This is a genomic window from Chitinophaga hostae (assembly GCF_018224885.1).
In the GTDB taxonomy this organism is placed as follows: Bacteria; Bacteroidota; Bacteroidia; order Chitinophagales; family Chitinophagaceae; genus Chitinophaga; species Chitinophaga hostae.
Genome location: NZ_JAGTXB010000026.1, coordinates 42,274 through 60,827 on the forward strand (window position 1 = coordinate 42,274; position 18,554 = coordinate 60,827).

General features: G+C 46.7%; 12 protein-coding genes. 3 read left to right on the forward strand and 9 right to left on the reverse strand.

What is annotated here, in order from left to right; genetic code table 11:
• Positions 1 to 21 precede the first annotated feature (21 nt).
• The 4 genes from fabF to KE626_RS31485 all read right to left on the reverse strand — a co-directional run bounded on the left by fabF (position 22) and on the right by KE626_RS31485 (position 8,095).
• Entirely contained in the window at positions 22 to 1,263 is a 1,242-nt protein-coding gene (fabF, locus tag KE626_RS31470) for a beta-ketoacyl-ACP synthase II (RefSeq protein WP_211977053.1), read from the reverse strand.
• 6 nt (positions 1,264 to 1,269) lie between these two features.
• Positions 1,270 to 1,827 (reverse strand): TetR/AcrR family transcriptional regulator, encoded by a 558-nt coding sequence (locus KE626_RS31475; RefSeq protein ID WP_211977054.1) that lies wholly within the window; start codon positions 1,825 to 1,827, stop codon positions 1,270 to 1,272.
• Positions 1,828 to 2,363: 536 nt separating this feature from the next.
• Positions 2,364 to 4,736 (reverse strand): ABC transporter permease, encoded by a 2,373-nt coding sequence (locus tag KE626_RS31480; protein ID WP_249207848.1) that lies wholly within the window; start codon positions 4,734 to 4,736, stop codon positions 2,364 to 2,366.
• A 149-nt stretch (positions 4,737 to 4,885) separates the two neighbouring features.
• Complete coding sequence (locus KE626_RS31485; RefSeq protein WP_211977055.1) at positions 4,886 to 8,095, reverse strand: AsmA-like C-terminal region-containing protein; 3,210 nt, start codon at positions 8,093 to 8,095, stop codon at positions 4,886 to 4,888.
• 114 nt (positions 8,096 to 8,209) lie between these two features.
• Here KE626_RS31485 and KE626_RS31490 point away from each other — a divergent pair, with 114 nt between their 5' ends.
• The gene (locus KE626_RS31490; RefSeq protein WP_211977056.1) at positions 8,210 to 9,193 is read left to right on the forward strand and encodes a glycoside hydrolase family 43 protein; all 984 of its coding nucleotides are present in this window, start codon (positions 8,210 to 8,212) and stop codon (positions 9,191 to 9,193) included.
• Between the two features lie 92 nt (positions 9,194 to 9,285).
• A complete protein-coding gene (locus tag KE626_RS31495; RefSeq protein WP_211977057.1) occupies positions 9,286 to 11,721 on the forward strand; it encodes a TonB-dependent receptor in 2,436 nt (811 codons plus the stop codon).
• 24 nt (positions 11,722 to 11,745) lie between these two features.
• Here the strand turns inward: KE626_RS31495 and KE626_RS31500 are convergent, their stop codons facing one another.
• Positions 11,746 to 12,966, reverse strand: coding sequence for an MFS transporter (locus KE626_RS31500; RefSeq protein ID WP_211977058.1), 1,221 nt, complete (start codon positions 12,964 to 12,966; stop codon positions 11,746 to 11,748).
• 117 nt (positions 12,967 to 13,083) lie between these two features.
• Here KE626_RS31500 and KE626_RS31505 point away from each other — a divergent pair, with 117 nt between their 5' ends.
• Positions 13,084 to 13,962, forward strand: a complete 879-nt coding sequence (locus KE626_RS31505; RefSeq protein ID WP_211977059.1) for a LysR substrate-binding domain-containing protein — start codon at positions 13,084 to 13,086, stop codon at positions 13,960 to 13,962.
• Between the two features lie 56 nt (positions 13,963 to 14,018).
• Here KE626_RS31505 and KE626_RS31510 read toward each other — a convergent pair whose 3' ends face one another.
• The 4 genes from KE626_RS31510 to KE626_RS31525 form a co-directional block, all read right to left on the reverse strand.
• Entirely contained in the window at positions 14,019 to 15,002 is a 984-nt protein-coding gene (locus tag KE626_RS31510; RefSeq protein WP_211977060.1) for a helix-turn-helix transcriptional regulator, read from the reverse strand.
• 25 nt (positions 15,003 to 15,027) lie between these two features.
• On the reverse strand, positions 15,028 to 16,095 hold the full coding sequence (locus tag KE626_RS31515) for a FecR family protein (RefSeq protein ID WP_211977061.1): 1,068 nt from the start codon (positions 16,093 to 16,095) through the stop codon (positions 15,028 to 15,030).
• A 67-nt stretch (positions 16,096 to 16,162) separates the two neighbouring features.
• Entirely contained in the window at positions 16,163 to 16,720 is a 558-nt protein-coding gene (locus KE626_RS31520; RefSeq protein WP_211977062.1) for an RNA polymerase sigma factor, read from the reverse strand.
• 410 nt (positions 16,721 to 17,130) lie between these two features.
• Complete coding sequence (locus KE626_RS31525; protein WP_211977063.1) at positions 17,131 to 18,462, reverse strand: DEAD/DEAH box helicase; 1,332 nt, start codon at positions 18,460 to 18,462, stop codon at positions 17,131 to 17,133.
• Positions 18,463 to 18,554 lie beyond the last annotated feature (92 nt).

The window sequence follows — 18,554 nt, forward strand, 5'->3', positions numbered from 1 at the left end:
GCTGCAGCCCCTTTTGGCTTTTTATATTTTCCGGAAGACAACAATGCCGTTATGTCCTCCAAATCCGAAAGTATTGCTCATGGCTACCTGTACGGGTTTTTCTATGGCTGTTGTCAATACGATCTGCAAGCCCGGAGGAATCGCTGCATCCAGCGTTTGTGTGTTGATAGTGGGAGGAATGATACCCTGTTGTATGCTCATCACGCTGGCAATGGCTTCTATAGCCCCTGCGGCGCCCAGTAAATGCCCCGTCATGGATTTGGTGGCACTGATATGTAAATGTGCAGGAGTGGCGCCAAATAGCCTGGCTATGGCCGCAGTTTCACTGAGGTCACCCACTGGGGTAGATGTAGCATGGGCATTCAGATAGTCCACCTGTTCTTTGTTAATGCCTGCATCTTCCAGCGCCTGCTGCATGGCGCGGAAAGCGCCCAGCCCTTCAGGATGGGTGGCGGTCATATGATAGGCATCCGCCGTCATAGCGGCACCGGCTACTTCCGCATAAATATGCGCGCCCCTGGCTTTGGCGTGTTCATACTCTTCCAGTACCAATGCGCCGGCTCCTTCACCCATTACAAAACCGTCACGGTCTGTGTCAAACGGGCGGGAAGCCGCGGTTGGGTCATCGTTGCGAACCGACATCGCCTTCATGGCGCAGAAGCCACCTACGGATGCCGGCGTAATAGGCGCCTCGGAGCCACCGGTCACAATTACTTTTGCCTTACCTATACGGATATACGTTAATGCATCCATAATGGCGGTATTGGAGGTGGCGCAGGCAGACACCGTGGTATAGTTGATCCCCATTAACCTGTACTTGATCGATATCATGCCGGAAGCCATATTGGTGATCAGCTTGGGCACAAAATAAGGACTGAACCTCGGGTTGAAATCGCCTGTAACATATTCGGTTACCTGCTCTTCAAAGGTCTGCATGCCTCCCTGTCCGGAGCCCCAGATAACACCGGTATCAAACGGATCCATGGCGGAGAAGTCCAGGCCTGAATCCTTGATCGCCTGATCAGCGGCTACCAGCGCATATTGTGTGAATGGGTCCGTTTTACGCAGTTCTGCCTTATCCAGTAACGCAGATGCGTCAAAGCCTTTCAGCTCATTCGCAAAGCGGGTGCGGAACCGGCTGGCATCAAAATGCGTGATAGTGGCAGCACCACTTTTCCCGCTTACAAGGCTATTCCAGAAATCCGTAACATTGTTCCCTACAGGAGATACGGTCCCCATTCCGGTAATGACAACTCTTTTCATAGTATATTATTTTTGACACAGATCTTCCATCAGCTGATCCGCAATCCTGCGGAAAGCTGATGGTCCCATTACCCTGGATAAAAGCAGGGAAGACTGTAAATTGGACATGATGATGAGCGCCCGCGCATCTGCCGCTCCCTTGAAATGGAGCCGTTTATTTTTCCGCCCCTGTTCAAGACAATTGGTCAGCCAGGAAACAATACCATTGGCCATTTCCTGCACCTTTGTTTGCATAGGCGGTGAAAATGTTTCAAAGTCGGTGGCTAGTGAACCCATTAAGCAAATATTACCCTGCCCGTTGTGTTTACGGAATACATCCACCAGCTTCGCCAACTGCTCATCTTCTGGCAGGTGCTTCCATTTCGCCGTGCTGCTGTTGAACTTCTCTATTTCCTGTTCAATCACTTCTACACCCAGGTCTGCTTTAGCAGGAAAATGATAATGCACCGCTGCATTTTTAATGTCGAGCGGATCAGCAATATCTTTATAACTAAAAGCATTGAATCCCCTGGTCCGAACCAGGCGGTCGGCCATGGCCACTATTTTATCTTTCGTTTCAGACATATCAGCGCCGTTTGGGCGGTACAAATATACTTACTTAGTAGTAAGTAAGCAAATGAAACGGAAAATTAGGAATTACCGAGTTGGAAGTTTAGGAAAGTAGTTCCATTTGGGTGGCTGTAATAGGCTGGAGGCAGGGTACCGGTGGCAGGCAGGCGCAGCAAAAATGAAGAACAGGAAAATCAACTTATAATGGCGGAAGGAGAAGCGCTGTTCTTCATTTGGCTGCTTTTGAACTGACCGCGACCGGTGTTACAACGGAATGCCTTTGAAAACCTGCTGCTTTTGGCAACCTGGTGTATTCATCAAAGGATGCCCTGCTTTGATCGCTTTGAATAATCGTGTATTAATGGTGAATTGTTATCGCTAAACTAATGACTTCCCGAAATATCCGTCGGGCAAAATGCATATTCGTAGGAGACCAATGTATATTCGTCTTATCTAGTGGTATTCCCGTTAATTTGACCCTGCCGCCATGAAAAAAGCCGGCGAAGGACGCTTGTCAGTGCCGGCTTTTTCAGTATATATCGCTGAAACGCTTATTCTGCCTTTAAACTCTTTACAGGGTTCATCAGTGCGGCTTTTATCGATTGGAAACTAACGGTTAGCAACGCAATGATCATGGCGGCCAGGCCCGCCACCGCAAATACCCAAAACTGGATACTTACCCGGTAAGGGTATTTTTCCAGCCATTGGTCCATTGTATACCAGGCTACCGGGAAAGCTATCAGGGCGGCGATGCCAACCAGCTTGAGGAAGTCGGCCGACAATAACCGGGTAATGCCCGCCACGCTGGCCCCCAATGTTTTACGGATGCCTATTTCCTTTGTTCTGCGTTCAGCAGTGTAAGCGGCAAGGCCAAATAAACCAAGACAACTGATCACTATGGCCAGGGAGGCAAATAACCGGGAAAGCTGCTGCATCAGGGTTTCATTCTCAAACATCGCGTTGAACTGGTCATCCACAAACCGGTAGCTAAAAGGATAAGCCGGGTTATATTGTTTCATTACCTCACCAATTTTAGCGATGGCCGCTTCGTTGTCATTGCCGGTGTTCATCCGTACATACAGGAGGTTCGCTGCTTCCGGTATGCAATAAAACACTACCGGATCAGGCGCGCCATACATGTTGCCATATACATAGTCTTTTACTACACCCGCTACCCTGGAACGGATCACAGAATCGCCATGTGGGGTCAGCAATGTTTTTCCCACCGCGCTTCCTTTTCCCATCAGCTTTTCCAGCGATTGGGTGATCAGCACATCCATGCCATTAGATGCTGCAACAGGCTTGAAATCATTACCGGAAACGATTTCCATGCCGGAAGTACTAATGTATTCCGGACCAATAAGCCGTTGCGAAATGAGGATTTTATCAGTAGCCGGTTTACCTTCCCAGCTGATATCGTTGGTATTGTTACCACCATAAATGGTCGTGTGATCTGCCAGTGCAACGTTTTGTACAGTGCCGGTAGCCAGTAGCGCATTTTTAATGGCGGGAAAATTTTGTACCATATTCCCTTTGATGGGCATCGAAATCAGGTTGTTTTTATTAAAACCCAGGTTCCTGCTTTTAACATGCTGTATCTGCTGGTAAATGATGGCGGTGCAGATGATGAGTATGATGGATATGCTGAATTGTGCCACCACCAGGCCTTTGCGGATGAACGTAGCGTTGCCGGTTTTTATTTTTATTCCCTTTAATACAAAAACAGGATTGAACGAAGACAGGTACAACGAAGGATAACTGCCCGCTACTACACCACAAACGACCGTGATCAACAGCAACCATCCGATATGTGCCGGGTTATTCAGACCCACTGTCAGGTTTTTATCTACCAGCGCATTAAAACCGGGTAAAACCAGGAACAGTACTACTACCGCAATAACGGCTGCCAGCAAGGACATAAACAATGCCTCGCTGATAAACTGTATGACCAGCTTACTTTTACCTGCGCCCATCACTTTGCGGATACCTACTTCCTTTGCCCGTTTTTCACTGCGCGCCGTGGCCAGGTTCATAAAATTGATACAGGCTATAAACAGGATAATCCACGCAATCAGGGAAAACAGGTGCACGTATTCAATTCGTCCGCCGCTTTGCACACCGTTTTCAAACCGTCCCCGTAAACGCCAGTCCTTCATTGAAAATAAAAAGGCATGGCTAATGGCATCGGGGGCATGATCTTTTATAAAATGCTGCAGCTGACGGTTGATAGCTGCAAGATCTGCATTGGGAGCAAGTTCTGCGTAGGTGCTGACGGAATTAGCCCCCCAGTTTTTCAGATAAGGATTTTCACGGAAATATATTTCATAAGGCGCTACCCAGTCAAACCGTATGCTGGAATTTTCCGGTATATCCTTTATCACACCAGTTACCACATACGGCTGTTTATTATCTACCATGACCGTTTTGCCAATCACATTTTTTGTATCACCAAAAAAGTTCTTTGCGGTTTTTTCAGTGATGACAATCGAATATAATTGGGGGAATGCATTAGCAGCATTACCGGCTATAAACGGAAGCGTGAAAATATCAAACAGGCTGGAATCTGCATACATACCTCCCGCATACAATGTTTTATCTCCAATGCTAAACACGGCATTGGTTAAGCCCTCCGAGGCGCGGCAGGTTTGCCGGATACCCGGTAACTCTGCTTTCATAGCGGCAGCCATGGGGGAAGGAGTGGAAGAAAAAGTCCGTACGCCATCGTATTCCCAGTTCTCCATCACCTGGTAGATCCGGTCCCTTTTTGCGTGCATTTTGTCAAATGTCACTTCATCTTCTATCCAAAGAAAGATGACAGCTGTGCAGGTCAGGCCTATGGCTAACCCAAAAATATTCAGGAAGCTGTAAGTCTTGTTTTTCCAGAGCGTTCTTAGTGTGATCTTGACATAATTTCTAAACATCATAGCGGTACACCTTTTATGCGTATAGTGCGGTAGAGACTAGACTAAGATAATGCCATGGTCTTATGTGTTGATAACTAAATACTTATCATATTATCGCTGTCCGATTTTAAACAAAGCGTGTCCGGTTTTGAACAAGCTTTGTCTCCTAACTACGTGGTCCTTTTGGCTTTTTTCAGCGCTATCTTATATTTATCGGGAGTCCCTGAAATATTGAGATTCATAAAGCGCACCTTTTTATCCTTGTCCCGGATCTCAATGGCATCTACCTGGTCTACACTTACTTCCTCCTGTTTCCTGCCAAATAGCGCCTGGAACCCCACCTGCGTCACCATTTTCATGGGAATACGGAGAAAGTAGTTCATGCGCATATCCAGCGACTGGCTGCCGGAAACTTCGATATAACCCAGGGAGGAGTTGATGTTCATATTTGGAATTTCCAATACGCCGTTTTTAAACGTCAGCTTATTGCGGAGGGTATCAAAACGTACCATGCGCAGGTTCTTGTCTTTGAAGTAACCGGCCATGGCCTGCATAGGACCAAAATCCAGCAACGTGCCGTTATGGATTTCTATATCCATCTGCGATTCAGTTTCACTGAGCACGGGTGTAAGGTCCGGGTGCATACGCACATAGCTTTTGATATGGCCGCTCAGCGTACCTTTCAGGTTGTTGTTTAATACAAAGTCCTGCCCGAAATTATCAAATTTGATGAGTAGTTTGGAGATGTCTACCTGCTCCAGGTAGATACCATTTTTAAAGTACAGTTTTTTCGGATCAGCGGCGTTGAACATACCGCGCATGGCTACACGCCCGCCGGCAATATTTACCGAAATGGTGTCTACCTTTATCTTCTGGTCTTCCCGCATATGAATATTGGCGAGCAGGTTTTTTAACCACAACTTCTTGTACTTGATCTTCTTTATATCCACCTGGGCTTCAAATTCGGAGAACGGGATATTGAATATGTTGAATCCTGCTGCGTGAAGGGAGTCGTTCTCTTTTACGGTGGTACGTTTAGCCGGAGCCGTGCTGGCCACGGTATGCTCGCTGAAATCGTAGTTCATCAGCTCGTCAATGTCGAGCATAGCGGATTTCAGCCGGAAGTAGTTGCTGCGCTTTTGCTTGTTTTTACCCGGGCCAACGGCGTAGCGCATATTCAGATCAAAATCCGTGCGACCTACTTTCCCCGTGAGCGTATCCACTACAATAAAACGATTATTGCCATAACGTATCCTGCCCGTTACATTTTCTATTTTAATTGGATGTTGCTGCAGCGTACCGGAAATATTGGCAATGCGGGCATCTATCTTTTTAAAAACAGTATCATACCTGATGGTCATTTTAGATCGCAGCCACACATTATTCGCCTGCTCGTACCAATAACCGGGCGGGATAAATTTACGTCCCCGCTGACTGATCAGGTCATTCACGGCCAGCCGGTCCGATTTGAAGTCGAAAGCGATTTCGGTATTGCCCTTCCTGACTTTATCAAACCAGATCAGGTAGTTGTTTAGCCGGCCTTTGAAAGCAAAGCTGCTGCTGTCGATGTTCCCGCTGAAATTGGATACCCTTAAACTGGTATCGTTAATCATAACAGCCGCATTAAAATCATGCAGGGCATGCGGGTACTGCTGGAACCTGGCATACAGCTTCTCTACTTTGAAAGTTCCTTTAGGCAAGGGGTTGGGATGCAATAGTTCTTTGACGGAAGTTTCAAATGCCAGGCCTATATTGAAACCTGTGATCACTTCTTTTGATAACACCGGATGCGCAGCATCAAATCTGTAAAGTTCTCCCAGCTGTAAACGATTGCTGGAGGCCCCAAAGCTCACCGCTACCCGCTTATTCTGCTGATGAAATAATGCCGGCACATCACTCACGGCCCCATGTGCGCGTATATCGGAGCTGCCTATACGAAAAGCAATGGAGTCCAGCTGCAATTTTCCCTGCTGTATCTCCGCATGGATATTCATATTTTTAACCGGTAAATGATAGCCGGGAATACGGAACTCGAGGTTTTTTACAGTGAGCTCACTCTGCACGCCTTCTTTCAACCTGGCCAGGCTCTCTTCGGGAATGCGCATGTCTACCAGCTCACGGAAGTTCATATTCAGCTTTATTTCGCCGCTGATCTGCTCCAGGTCTTTGATCCCCAGGAATTCGCCTACAAACCGCAGGTTGAGCTCTGAATACAGTTGCATGATGATCTGCGGATCGGTAAAATTTTTCATTACAAAATTCCCTTTGAAGATGCCGGTGCCCGGTCTTGCATTGAAATTTAGTATATGCAGTTCAGAGGTTTGCAGGTTATGCGCCGCTCCGTTGGTATAATAACCTTTAAAGCCCAGCTGGTCCACTTTACGGTCCACCTTTTTATTCTGGAACCATACATTTTCGCAGCCAAAATTAAACTCCACGAGCGGCATAATGCCTTTGCCTATTTCTCCTTTAACGATGCCATCGAAGAAAATACGGCCGTCATGTTTATACTTTTCCATCATACCGGCCACATCTTTCGGTACCAGTGCCAGCAGGAGATTCATATCGGGTTTATCGCCTTTTAGCTTGAGGTCTGCATAGTGTTCGCTGACGGTTCCCTGCAATTGCAGCGAGGCCTCTTCCAAACGGATAGTGCCGGGAGGGAGGGTTAACAGCTTTTTTTCTTTGTCATAAACGGCGCTTAACTTAAACGCCAGCTGCTTATGACGGAACAGGGTAGAATCGGTTTTTCCTGTCACATCTATCAACAGCTTGCTGTCAAGATCTATAGCGATGCGCGCCGAATCCATGGCAAAAGCAGTTTTTATTTTATCGATATGTGAGGATACCTTCCAACCGGAAGCCCCGTCGAGGTAAGTAACGTCGATGTTTTTCAGGATAACTTTTTTCAGATCCAGGTTCAGTGTTTCCGAAGAATCGGCGGGCGCCGAAGGGCCGCTGCTTTTGAATTCATGCGCTTTGATCAGGTCTACATCACCGTTGACATACCGCTCCATATGTACGCGGCCATTGGCCAGCACAATGATGCGCGCATTATAGTGCTGCTGCAAAACATCGGGCAAACTAAAGCCAACGTATAAACGCTCTACCTGGTACAATGGTGTTCCCTGCATTTTTTTATCTCTAAAAAAACGGACATCATGAAGGGCAATAGAGATATATGGAAAGTTGCTGAAAGGAGAAATACTGCTGCGTGTAATGACCAGCTCTCCCGTAAACTGTTTGTTCAGTTCTTTTACGGCCATCTGGGTGAGCCGCTCCTGTTGACTATATAAGATCCCGCCAGCTATGATGATCAAACCCAGAAATATACCTGCAATGATCAACAACAACCTGATGATTTTTTTTCCCCGCTTCATGTAAAATGCCTTTCTATGCGATAAAAGTATGAAAAAAACATGTCGAAAATTTATCATCTCTAGAACGCCACGCGAATTTTATTATTTTTAACGATTCATATTAATTGTAGTTACATGAAAAGAATAATAGCCCTGTTATTATTGGCAGGAAGTACACAGCTTAGTATCGCGCAGCAGAAAATGCTGGATAAATTATCCGGTAACCCGGTATTCCCGGGCTGGTACGCTGATCCGGAAGGAGTCGTGTTTGGTAAACAATACTGGATCTATCCTACCTGGTCCGATGTATATGAACGACAGGTGTTTTTTGATGCCTTTTCTTCTCCCGATCTTGTTAACTGGACAAAACATCCGCAGATACTGGATACTGCTGCCGTAAAATGGGCCAAACGCGCGATGTGGGCGCCGGCTATCGTGGAAAAAGAGCATCGGTTTTATTTATTCTTTGGCGCCAACGATATACAAAGCAATGCGGAAACCGGTGGTATCGGTGTGGCGGTGGCTGATAATCCTGCAGGCCCTTTTAAAGATTACCTCGGCAAGCCCCTGGTGGATAAGATCATCAACAAGGCGCAACCGATCGATCAGTACGTTTTCCAGGACAGCGATGGTAAATATTACCTCATCTATGGAGGCTGGGGGCATTGCAATATTGCACAGCTGACAGCTGACTTTACCGGTTTTATTCCTTTTGCAGACGGCACCACCTTCCGCGAAATCACTCCCGAGAAATATGTGGAAGGACCTACCATGTTTAAAAAGGATGGTAAATATTATTTTATGTGGTCAGAAGGCGGCTGGACAGGCCCAGATTACAGCGTAGCCTATGCCATCGCTGACTCGCCGATGGGGCCGTTTAAACGGATCGGTAAAATACTGGAACAGGATCCGGCCATCGCCACCGGCGCCGGCCATCACTCAGTGATCAGCATTCCAAAAGAAAACCGCTGGTATATTGTGTATCATCGCCGCCCGCTGCATGAAAAGGCCGCCAATTCCCGCGAAACCTGTATTGACAGGATGTATTTTGATAAAGACGGACATATTAAACCAGTGAAAATTACCCGGGAAGGGGTTACCAAAGCGGTAATCCGTTAGACAATTTCCCTATCGCGTAAATAATATTCCCGATACGAGTATAAAACCGGTGCTGCCTGCTCCAATTTTGCACCATCAAAAAAAAGTAAAATATGATCAGGCAGACCGGCTTTTTATGGCTATTAATGACCCTTCTTTTTTCACCTGCTTTGCTAAAGGCAGAAGAGGAGAATGGAGGGACTATCAGGGGAAAAGTGGTGACTACAGATGGCAGGGCCGCCGCCGACGTGGTAATTCTACTCCAGGAAACCGATGAATCAGCGATATCAGAAACAGATGGGTCTTTTACATTTGCACATATCAAACCCGGAAGCTATCATCTTATTGTAACGCTCATGGGGTATACTCCCATAGAAGAACAGGTGGTAGTGAACGCCGGGAAAACCACTAACATCAGGCTGCAGCTGGCGGTTACCAGTAAGGCCCTCAAAGAGGTAGTGGTAACCGGCAATCATAACAAATTGATTAAAACCTCCAGCGTGGATGTGGCGAAAATGCCGCTGAAAAACCTGGAGAATCCGCAGGTATATACAACTATTACCAAAGACCTGTTACAACAGCAGGTGATATTTTCGGTAGATGATGCACTGAAAAATGCTCCCGGTCTCGCCAGGATGTGGGACGCTACCGGCAGAGGCGGCGATGGTGGCGGTTATTACAACCTCCGTGGATTTATTACCCAGAGTAAACTGCGTAATGGCCTGGCAGGTAATGTGACCGCTAAAATTGATGCTTATAACCTGGAACAGGTTGAGGTGATCAAAGGGCCATCCGCTACCTTGTTTGGCAACAGTCTTACTTCCTACGGAGGACTCATCAACCGCGTTACCAAAAAGCCTTACGATCACTTTGGCGGAGATGTTACCTACTCCATGGGCAGCTATGGTTTTAACCGCATCAGCGCCGATGTAAACACACCGCTGGACAAGGAGAAAGATGTGTTACTGCGGATCAACACCGCTTACAATTACGAAGGCAGCTGGCAGGATTATGGCTTCAACAAAAACTTTGCATTTGCGCCCAGCTTATCTTACCGGGTGAACGACCGCTTGTCTTTCCTCTTTGATGCGGAATTCTCTACCGGCCAGAATACCGGCCTGGGTGTGTTTTTCTTCCCCTATATGCAGCCTGTTGCCGATCTGGGCACTGATCGCGCCGATGGACTGAAAATAGATTATAAACGTGCCTACGCAAAAAATGATTTGTACCAGACTGCCCGAAACACCAATATTTTCGGACAGATGAAATACAAATTATCTGAACAGTGGAACATGAGTACCAACGTGAGTTCTACCAACAGTTTTTCAAACGGTCCTTCTCCCTATTTCTATCTCCTCTCAGATGCAGCTGCCACCGGGGTTGCCGGCGCTAAAGGAAGCAACTATATTTCACGTAACGATCAGTTTACCGACAACAGCAGGGATGCTATCCTGGAAATACAACAGAATTTCAACGGAGATTTTATGATAGGTAGCCTGAGAAACCGGTTCGTAGGCGGACTGGATTACTTTCATCATAATGCCAACCAGTTCTTTGGCGGCGGTACCTATGATACCATCCCTTCCCATGGAGATATTCCAACTTATGCTAATTTCAATCGCCGGAACCTGGATACGTTGTACAATAATCACGGGCTGGCATTTACCTTTCCCATTCGTAATCTTACCAACACCTACAGCGCATATGTATCTGATCTCCTGAACCTGACAGATAACCTGATGGTAATGGCAGCATTGAGGGTGGATTACTTTGATAACAAAGGCAGCTACAATGATGTAAAAGGTATTTATGAAGGAGGCTACAATCAAACCGCATTTTCTCCCAAATTGGGAATCGTTTATGAGCCGTTGAAAGACCGGATCTCTATATTCGGTAACTACCAGAACGGATTTACCAACCAGGTAGGTACATCTGCCGGAGGCAAAGCGTTTAAACCTGAACAGGCCAACCAGTTGGAAGGTGGTGTAAAACTGCAGTTGCTGAACGGCCGTATTAACAGCACGCTCAGCTACTACAGCATCAAAGTAAAAGATGTACTTCGTCCTGATCAGGCAAATCCCAATTTCTCCGTACAGGATGGAACACAGGTGAGTAAAGGGTTTGAGGCAGAAGTAATTGCCAATCCTTTCCAGGGACTTAATATCGTGGCGGGCTTTGCTTACAACGATTCCAAATATGAAGCGGCTGCCAAAGATGTGGAAGGCCTTCGCCCTGCTACTGCCGGTTCACCAACCCTCGCTAACCTCTGGATCAGTTATCGTATATCCGCCGGCGTTGCAGACGGTCTCGGATTTGGATTTGGCGGTAACTATGCAAGCGACAATAAAATATTGAACGACAGAACCGTGGGAACATTTATATTGCCATCCTACACGGTATTAAACGCAAGTATTTTCTACGACCAGCCTCGTTTCCGCGTAGCGTTTAAGATGGATAACATTACCGATAAACATTACTGGATTGGTTATACCACCGTGAATCCGCAGAAGCTGAGGAGCTTTACAGGAAGCCTGGCGTTTAAATTCTAACGATGATTCATGTGATGAATGTGATTATCGTGATGAGATAATCACATTCATCATCGTTTTCCGATACTGAACAAATATTACAGTGGTCGCCACCCCGGCCAATCCCGCCACCAATACCGTGAGCCTTGGGCCTATGAAGTGGGCCAGCAAACCGGTGAGTAAGCTCCCTACCGGTATAATACCCTGAAATGCCATGATGTAGTAACTGATAGCCCTTGCCCGCATCGCCGGAATGGCATGTGTTTGAATGTAGGTGTTGATAGATGCGGTTTGCGCCATCATACCAATACCGGAAAGCATCATGAATACCAGTGCAAGGGGTAACCAGCTGGAGAACGAAAGCAACAATACACTCAGCGAAAATACAAGACTGGCGGTTACCATTACTTTTACGAGATCTTTACCTGGTTTTAGTTTGGCCATGTAAATGGCAGACAGGATAGAACCCAATCCTGCTGCACTTTCAAACCAGCTGAATGTTTTAGCATTGCCATTGAAAATATCTTTTGCAAATACCGGCATCAGCGTGTTAAATGGAATCACCAGCAGGCTGCTGGCGGAAAGCATCAGCAGGAGGGAGGCCAGGTCTTTGTCGCCCGATATATAGTGAAAACCTTCTTTCAATTCTGCCCATATACTCCGCTCTGATTTTATAACAGGAGGTAATATGATCTTCATCATCCAAAGCGAAATCAATACCGGCACATAACTGAGAAAGTTGCTCACAAAACAGATATCTTCCCCGAATGTGCTGAGTATAATGCCTGCTAATGCCGGGCCTGCAATACGGGCGAAATTCGACATCGTGGAGTTAAGCGCTATGGCGTTGGGCAGGTCGTCCCTGCTTTCCACCATTTCCACCATCAGCGACTGCCGGCAGGTAACGTCAAAGGCGTTGATCACACCCTGTACGAGCGACAGGAAAATAATACCCGGTATATTATAGTTGCGCAACAGGATCATCAGCGCCAGGGCGCCCGCCTGCAGCATGGAAATGACCTGCGTGATCATCAGTATGCGGTAACGGTTATGACGGTCGATATAGCTCCCTGCATAGGGCGCCAGTAACAGCGAGGGAATAAGACTCACAAAGCTCACCACGCCCAGTAATACGGCCGAATTGGTGAGACGATAGACCAGCCAGCATACGGCGGTTTTTTGCATCCAGGTACCTATGAGGGAAATTGATTGTCCATAGAAGAAGAGCCGGAAATTCCGGGATTTTAAAGCACGAAAAGTATCCATCTGATTAACATGTTAGGGGCAGTTGCCTGTTTTATAATCTGCTGCAAATTTCGGGAAGATGGGTATATTTGTTAAATAGATTGTTTTAATGATATTCATTGATAAAAACGATTGAAAATGGAACTTCGTCAATTGATGTATTTCGTGAAAGCTGCGGAACTGGCGCATTTCACGGAGGCCGCTGCTGCGTTATACATCACACAATCCACCTTATCGCAACAGATCAAGCAATTGGAAAATGAACTGGGGATGCTGTTGTTTGATCGTATCGGTAAACATGTACACCTGACAGAAGCAGGAAGCGTTTTCCTGTTGCATGCGCGACAGATACTGCTTGACGTGGAGAAAGGGAAACAGGCAATACAGGATCTGCAGAATATGCTGAGCGGCGATTTACGTATAGGCGTTACGTATGCCTTTACATCTTTCCTGTTACCTGCGCTCACTACCTTTCCTGTTAAGTACCCGGGCATTAAGATATACATCGAATATGGCACCACTGAAATGCTGGAGAGTAAGCTCCGGGCTTCAGAGCTGGACCTGGTACTGGCTTTTCATAAGGATATTTTTTACAGAGACCTGGAAACACGGGAGCTGTTCCGCTCCAAAATAGTTGTCGCCGTATCAAAAAAGCATAAGCTGGCAACGCTAAAGAAGATCAATCTGCAAAGCCTTACCGGTGTGGATCTGATTTTTCCATCCAGGGGATTTAGTGCGCGCGACTCATTGGATGAAGTGTTACAGCGGAATAAGATACAGCCGGCGGTAAGGATTGAAATGAACGATGTGCATTCCATTTTGTCGTTGGTGGAGAAAGGGCATTGGGCCACTTTGCTTAATGAGCGGGCATTGCTGGGCTGGAAAAACCTGGTGGCTATTCCCATTGAGGGAAAGGAGTTACAGCGTCGTGCATTTATTATATGGCAGAAAGGAACCTATCATAAAAAAGCGGCGGATCTTTTTATACAGGAGCTGCTGAAGGGCCTGCCTGTATGATTAAATGGCACTCAGCAGCGGTAACATACCGCCGCCGGGTGACCACTTATAAGGGGTTATTGTGCCTTTCGCAAATCAGCGATGGTGCATTTATAATATTGTTCGAACGATGCCGCAAGTTCTTCCCAGCTATTGTGTTTGGTCAGCGTGGAAATGTAGGTCAGCGTATGATTTGTTTCGGTGATCATTTTAAAAGCAATGGCCATATTTTCCTGCAGTATCAGTTCTTCCACTGAAATAAGGAATTCCTGTTCAAAGGGCGTCTCCAGGAATTCGGGTACTACGCCGAATTTGTCGCAGAGCGTTTCTTTGTTACGGGCTTCGGCCGGATGCTGGATAATATATTGTGCAATCTCCTTCAACTGTTGGTGGTGGCTGTCTCTCAGCATCAGGGGAGTTGTAATGCCCAGGTAGCGCAGATAGCTCATGTAAAAGTCGAGCGCGTTTCGCCGGAAGAAATATTCCGCTGCTGTTCCGACCAGTTTACACCGGAGCATCCTGTTAATCACCTGATAGTTGGCGTTGTTGACCTGGAAGGGCAGCCTGTTGGTGGGATTTTTGGCTTCCTTTTTTCCCAGTTTTTCAATGATGCCGAAAACGGGAAATTCTGCCGCCAGTCCTTTTATGTAATTGGTGTTCACATTTACGTTAAAGCTCACTATAAACTCCTTTTCCGAAATCACGGCGTCGGCATTGGCTGCGGGATTTAAAATGGCGCCGCCTTTTTTGCTCAGCAACAGTTTCAGGGGATGGGAAGGATCATTTTCCGTAAACCCGGATACACAGGCAGAAATGTAGTATTCATCAGCAGGCACGGTGGTGAGCGCCACGCCTTCCCTGAGGTGTATCAGGTGATAGAAAATGCTGAGCTCTTGCAGCTCTATTTTCTGATCAATAATGACCCCATTGTCGTCGATATCCGTATAACATTTGGCATAAGGGATCAGCTGAGGGTGAAGATAACTGGGAATGTGTTCATAGGTAGTATAAACATCATCATACCGGTTAATCAGGAGGTACTTTTGGTCTGGTTGCTTCATGGTTACTTGCCTTTGATATTGCTTACTATTTGAAATGCAGCGTACTATCCGCCGTAAAATAATAATCAGTACCGGTAGTGGCTTTGATCCCTTCCAGCAGGAAGCCGATAGGTGTTTTTTTGTCCAACAGGCCGGTAAAGGTTCTGCTGGCGAGACCGGGGTTGTCCAGAGAGGCATGGACCCCGTACCAGCGGAAAATAGCATTACATATTTCATCCAGATGTGTATCTGAAAAACAATAGAGTCCTTTCTGCCAGCCCAGTTCAACCGTGGCATTGAATGGTTGTGTATCGAGTGTGGCGTTTTGTTGGTTGAATACAGCCTGTTGGCCAGGTTTCATCGTAACGGTTTTTTTGCCGGCTTTCATGCGGACTTTACCATCTACAAGGGATACTTTCACGACTGCGCTGTCGTAACTGTTGATATTAAAGCTCGTACCCAGCACTTCCACTGTGCTGTTGGGCAGGTGTACCAGGAAAGGTTTTCCTGCCTGCCGGGCTATTTTAAGATAAGCTTCGCCATTCAGGGTGATTTCCCGGCCGGCGCTTTTGAAAGAGGACGGAAAGTCCATCCTGGTGGAAGCATTGAGTGTTATAACAGACCCATCAGGAAGGGCTACTTCATAGCTTTTTCCCTGTGGCACTATCAGCGAACGAATACCTTCCGGCAGTTCGTCCATGCTGTTGAGAAATAATGTATTGTCCTTATTTGCAATTTGTTTGCCTGCAATATTGATGATACCGGTGGATTTTGTGAGATTGATACCGGGTTGTCCGTTCACCTCCAGCATCACATCCGGGATGACTATTGCGGCCACAGGCGCTTGTTGATGAGGAAAGAACGTTTCCCATTTCCAGACGCCAACCGCAATGAATGCCAGCACCGCTGCCGCCGCTGCCCAGGGCAGTAACATGCGCTGAATGGATCGCTTTGGTTTGAAATCAATTACCTCCAGCCAGGGAGCAGGGGGCGGAGGTATAGGAATCATGGAAAGTTGCTCCCACTTTTCCCGTACGGCTGCATGCTCTTCGATAAGGTCCTCCAGCAATTGATCATCTGTTGCGGAGATGGTCCCCGCAAGCTTTTCAGTCATTAACCTGTATATTTCTTCTGCGCTGTTCATGTACACTATTAACCGTTTTTTTAATTGGCCGGGGTATCTAAAAAAGGATTTTTTTTAAAGATGCCCGCAAAGTTTTCAGCGCGTTGGCTACTTGTTTTTTGACAGTTTCTTCACTGGTGTCCATGAAGGCTGCAATTTCTTTACGTGTTTTGTGCTCCTGGTAAGCCAGTCTGAAAGCGATTGACTGGCGTTCCGGTAACTGACTGATGGCGGTTTCCAGCTGCTCTTTCAGTTCATTGTTCTCAAGCCGGTTTTGAGGATATGTGTAGTTGTCAGACAGCATAATGTCTTTCAACCGTTTTAATCGCGTGTTATCTTTTGATATACTGTTAAGGCAGCGGTTCCGGATGCTGACAAACAGGAAATTTTTAAGGGAGTTGGTAGTACTCAGATCAATCCGCGTAGCCATATTTTTCTGCCAGAAATCAACGAAAAAATCCTGCACCAGTTCCTGTGCCTCCGTTTCGTTCCTGAGTATGGATACAGCAGTTACGTACAGCCACTGACGGTAGGTGGTGTAGAAATGCTGGAAAGCATCAGGACTGCCCGTCTTCAGTTGTGCAAGCAATTCAATATCGTTGATAGATGCACTCATGCTGAGATTTAGTTGATAATGGCAGCCCCGGTGTCCGGCTGCTGTTGTTTCAAGGGTGTTGTTACGCGGTTCATTAATGGTAAAAAAACTGTCAGGTAAGTTGACGCAGGGCATTAATTGCCCCACCAGGTGACCTTCCGAATGACAGTTGATTGGCAATACAATTGCATGCACTACAGCTTATATTCGATCCAATTGGTTGCATGGTTTTTTATTTATAAGCTAAGTTTGTTAACGATTTGTTATTCCGCTACCCGGCGGGTTCAATTTGGGGTTGTCGCAGTAAAATAAAATATTATATCCTGGTGGGGCAATGGCGTCGTTTGCCGTGTGGGGTGGGGGAACCAGCGGAGTATATTTCCCGGCGCCCCTTTGCTGGTTAGCAAAAAAGCGCCGGTATTGCTTTGCAGCTATTTCTTTTTAGCGCCCCTCTTTTTAGGCTTGCCATATTTCAACATCATCTTTTCTTTATGCGACACCTTTTTGTTGGTCTTCATATTCTTGGCCAGCTTCTGATGGAACGCAGGCCCCGCATCTTCCCGCTTCGGCGCTTTTACCAGCACATTGCGCATGTGTACTTTCGGTTTTTCATCTTCCGTTAATACATCCGAAATGGTGAGGTCTTCCGGTAACGGCTGTTCCGGGATGGTATAGTTCATCAGGCTTTCTATCCGCTCCAGGTTTTCCGTTTCCGCATCTTTGGTAAACAGGATGGAAATACCTTTCTTATCCGCTCTACCGGTTCTGCCTATACGATGGATATAACTCTCCGGTACCTCCGGCGTGTCAAAGTTGATCACATGCGTCACCTCCGCAATATCCAGTCCGCGGGCAATAATATCTGTGGCAATCAGGAAACGGTATTCACCCGCCTGGAATTTGCGGACGGTATTGAAACGATGATTCTGTTCCTTGTTGGAGTGGATAATACCCACTCTGCCCGGAAACTCCTTCTCCAGTTGCTCATGCAGGTCATCCGCCAGCTGTTTGGTAGCTGCAAAAATCAGGGTCTTTGTCATACTGGGATCATCCGTAATCAACATCTCCAGCAGATTTACCTTCGTATAAAAGTTAGGCACCTTGTACACGATCTGGTCAATATTTTCCAGTGGAGTGCCGGTAGGTGCAGCTTCAATGCGCTGCGGATTCTCAAAATGAGTCTCAATCATTTTTTCCACGTCTTCCGTAATAGTAGCGGAAAACATCAGGTTTTGCCGTTTAGGCGGCAACAGGTCCATGATATTTCTTAACTGCGTGCGGAAGCCCAGGTTCAGCATTTCATCCACCTCGTCAATGATCAGGCGTTTTACAGATTTTACCTTCAGCGCACCGCTGAGAATAATATCATAAAGGCGTCCCGGTGTGGCCACCAGGATGTCCAGTTTGTCCTTTACGGCTTCCATCTGGGGATTCATATTTACCCCGCCATATACGCCCAGTACGGACACATTCATATAAGTGGTGAGCTTCTTCACGGATTCCACCACCTGCACAACCAACTCTCTTGTAGGAACAATAATCAGTACGGATGGATATTTCTCTTTCGAAAATTTGAACTGACGAAGCGTAGGCAACAGGTAGGCAAACGTTTTACCGGTGCCGGTTTGCGCAATGCCGCACACGTCCTTGCCGGACATGATAACGGAAAATGCACGCTGCTGTATAGTAGTAGGTTGTTTGTAGCCTAATTCATCTAACGCATTTAATAAAGGAGTATTGAGGTTTAAATCACCAAAAGTCATGATACTGCTATAATATAATATGAGCGGCAAAGATAGGATTTTTTGCCGGTTAGCTTTTAATGGTGGCGGTTAACGGCAGCCGCACAGATGAA

What these genes read in the sequence shown, in the direction of transcription:
- KE626_RS31475 (WP_211977054.1), bottom strand. Translation starts at nt 1,827, where the DNA reads ATGTCTGAAACGAAAGATAAAATAGTGGCCATGGCCGACCGCCTGGTT.
- KE626_RS31505 (WP_211977059.1), top strand. Translation starts at nt 13,084, where the DNA reads ATGGAACTTCGTCAATTGATGTATTTCGTGAAAGCTGCGGAACTGGCG.
- KE626_RS31525 (WP_211977063.1), bottom strand. Translation starts at nt 18,462, where the DNA reads ATGACTTTTGGTGATTTAAACCTCAATACTCCTTTATTAAATGCGTTA.
- KE626_RS31520 (WP_211977062.1), bottom strand. Translation starts at nt 16,720, where the DNA reads ATGAGTGCATCTATCAACGATATTGAATTGCTTGCACAACTGAAGACG.
- KE626_RS31515 (WP_211977061.1), bottom strand. Translation starts at nt 16,095, where the DNA reads ATGACTGAAAAGCTTGCGGGGACCATCTCCGCAACAGATGATCAATTG.
- KE626_RS31510 (WP_211977060.1), bottom strand. Translation starts at nt 15,002, where the DNA reads ATGAAGCAACCAGACCAAAAGTACCTCCTGATTAACCGGTATGATGAT.
- KE626_RS31490 (WP_211977056.1), top strand. Translation starts at nt 8,210, where the DNA reads ATGAAAAGAATAATAGCCCTGTTATTATTGGCAGGAAGTACACAGCTT.
- KE626_RS31480 (WP_249207848.1), bottom strand. Translation starts at nt 4,736, where the DNA reads ATGATGTTTAGAAATTATGTCAAGATCACACTAAGAACGCTCTGGAAA.
- fabF (WP_211977053.1), bottom strand. Translation starts at nt 1,263, where the DNA reads ATGAAAAGAGTTGTCATTACCGGAATGGGGACCGTATCTCCTGTAGGG.
- KE626_RS31485 (WP_211977055.1), bottom strand. Translation starts at nt 8,095, where the DNA reads ATGAAGCGGGGAAAAAAAATCATCAGGTTGTTGTTGATCATTGCAGGT.
- KE626_RS31495 (WP_211977057.1), top strand. Translation starts at nt 9,286, where the DNA reads ATGATCAGGCAGACCGGCTTTTTATGGCTATTAATGACCCTTCTTTTT.
- KE626_RS31500 (WP_211977058.1), bottom strand. Translation starts at nt 12,966, where the DNA reads ATGGATACTTTTCGTGCTTTAAAATCCCGGAATTTCCGGCTCTTCTTC.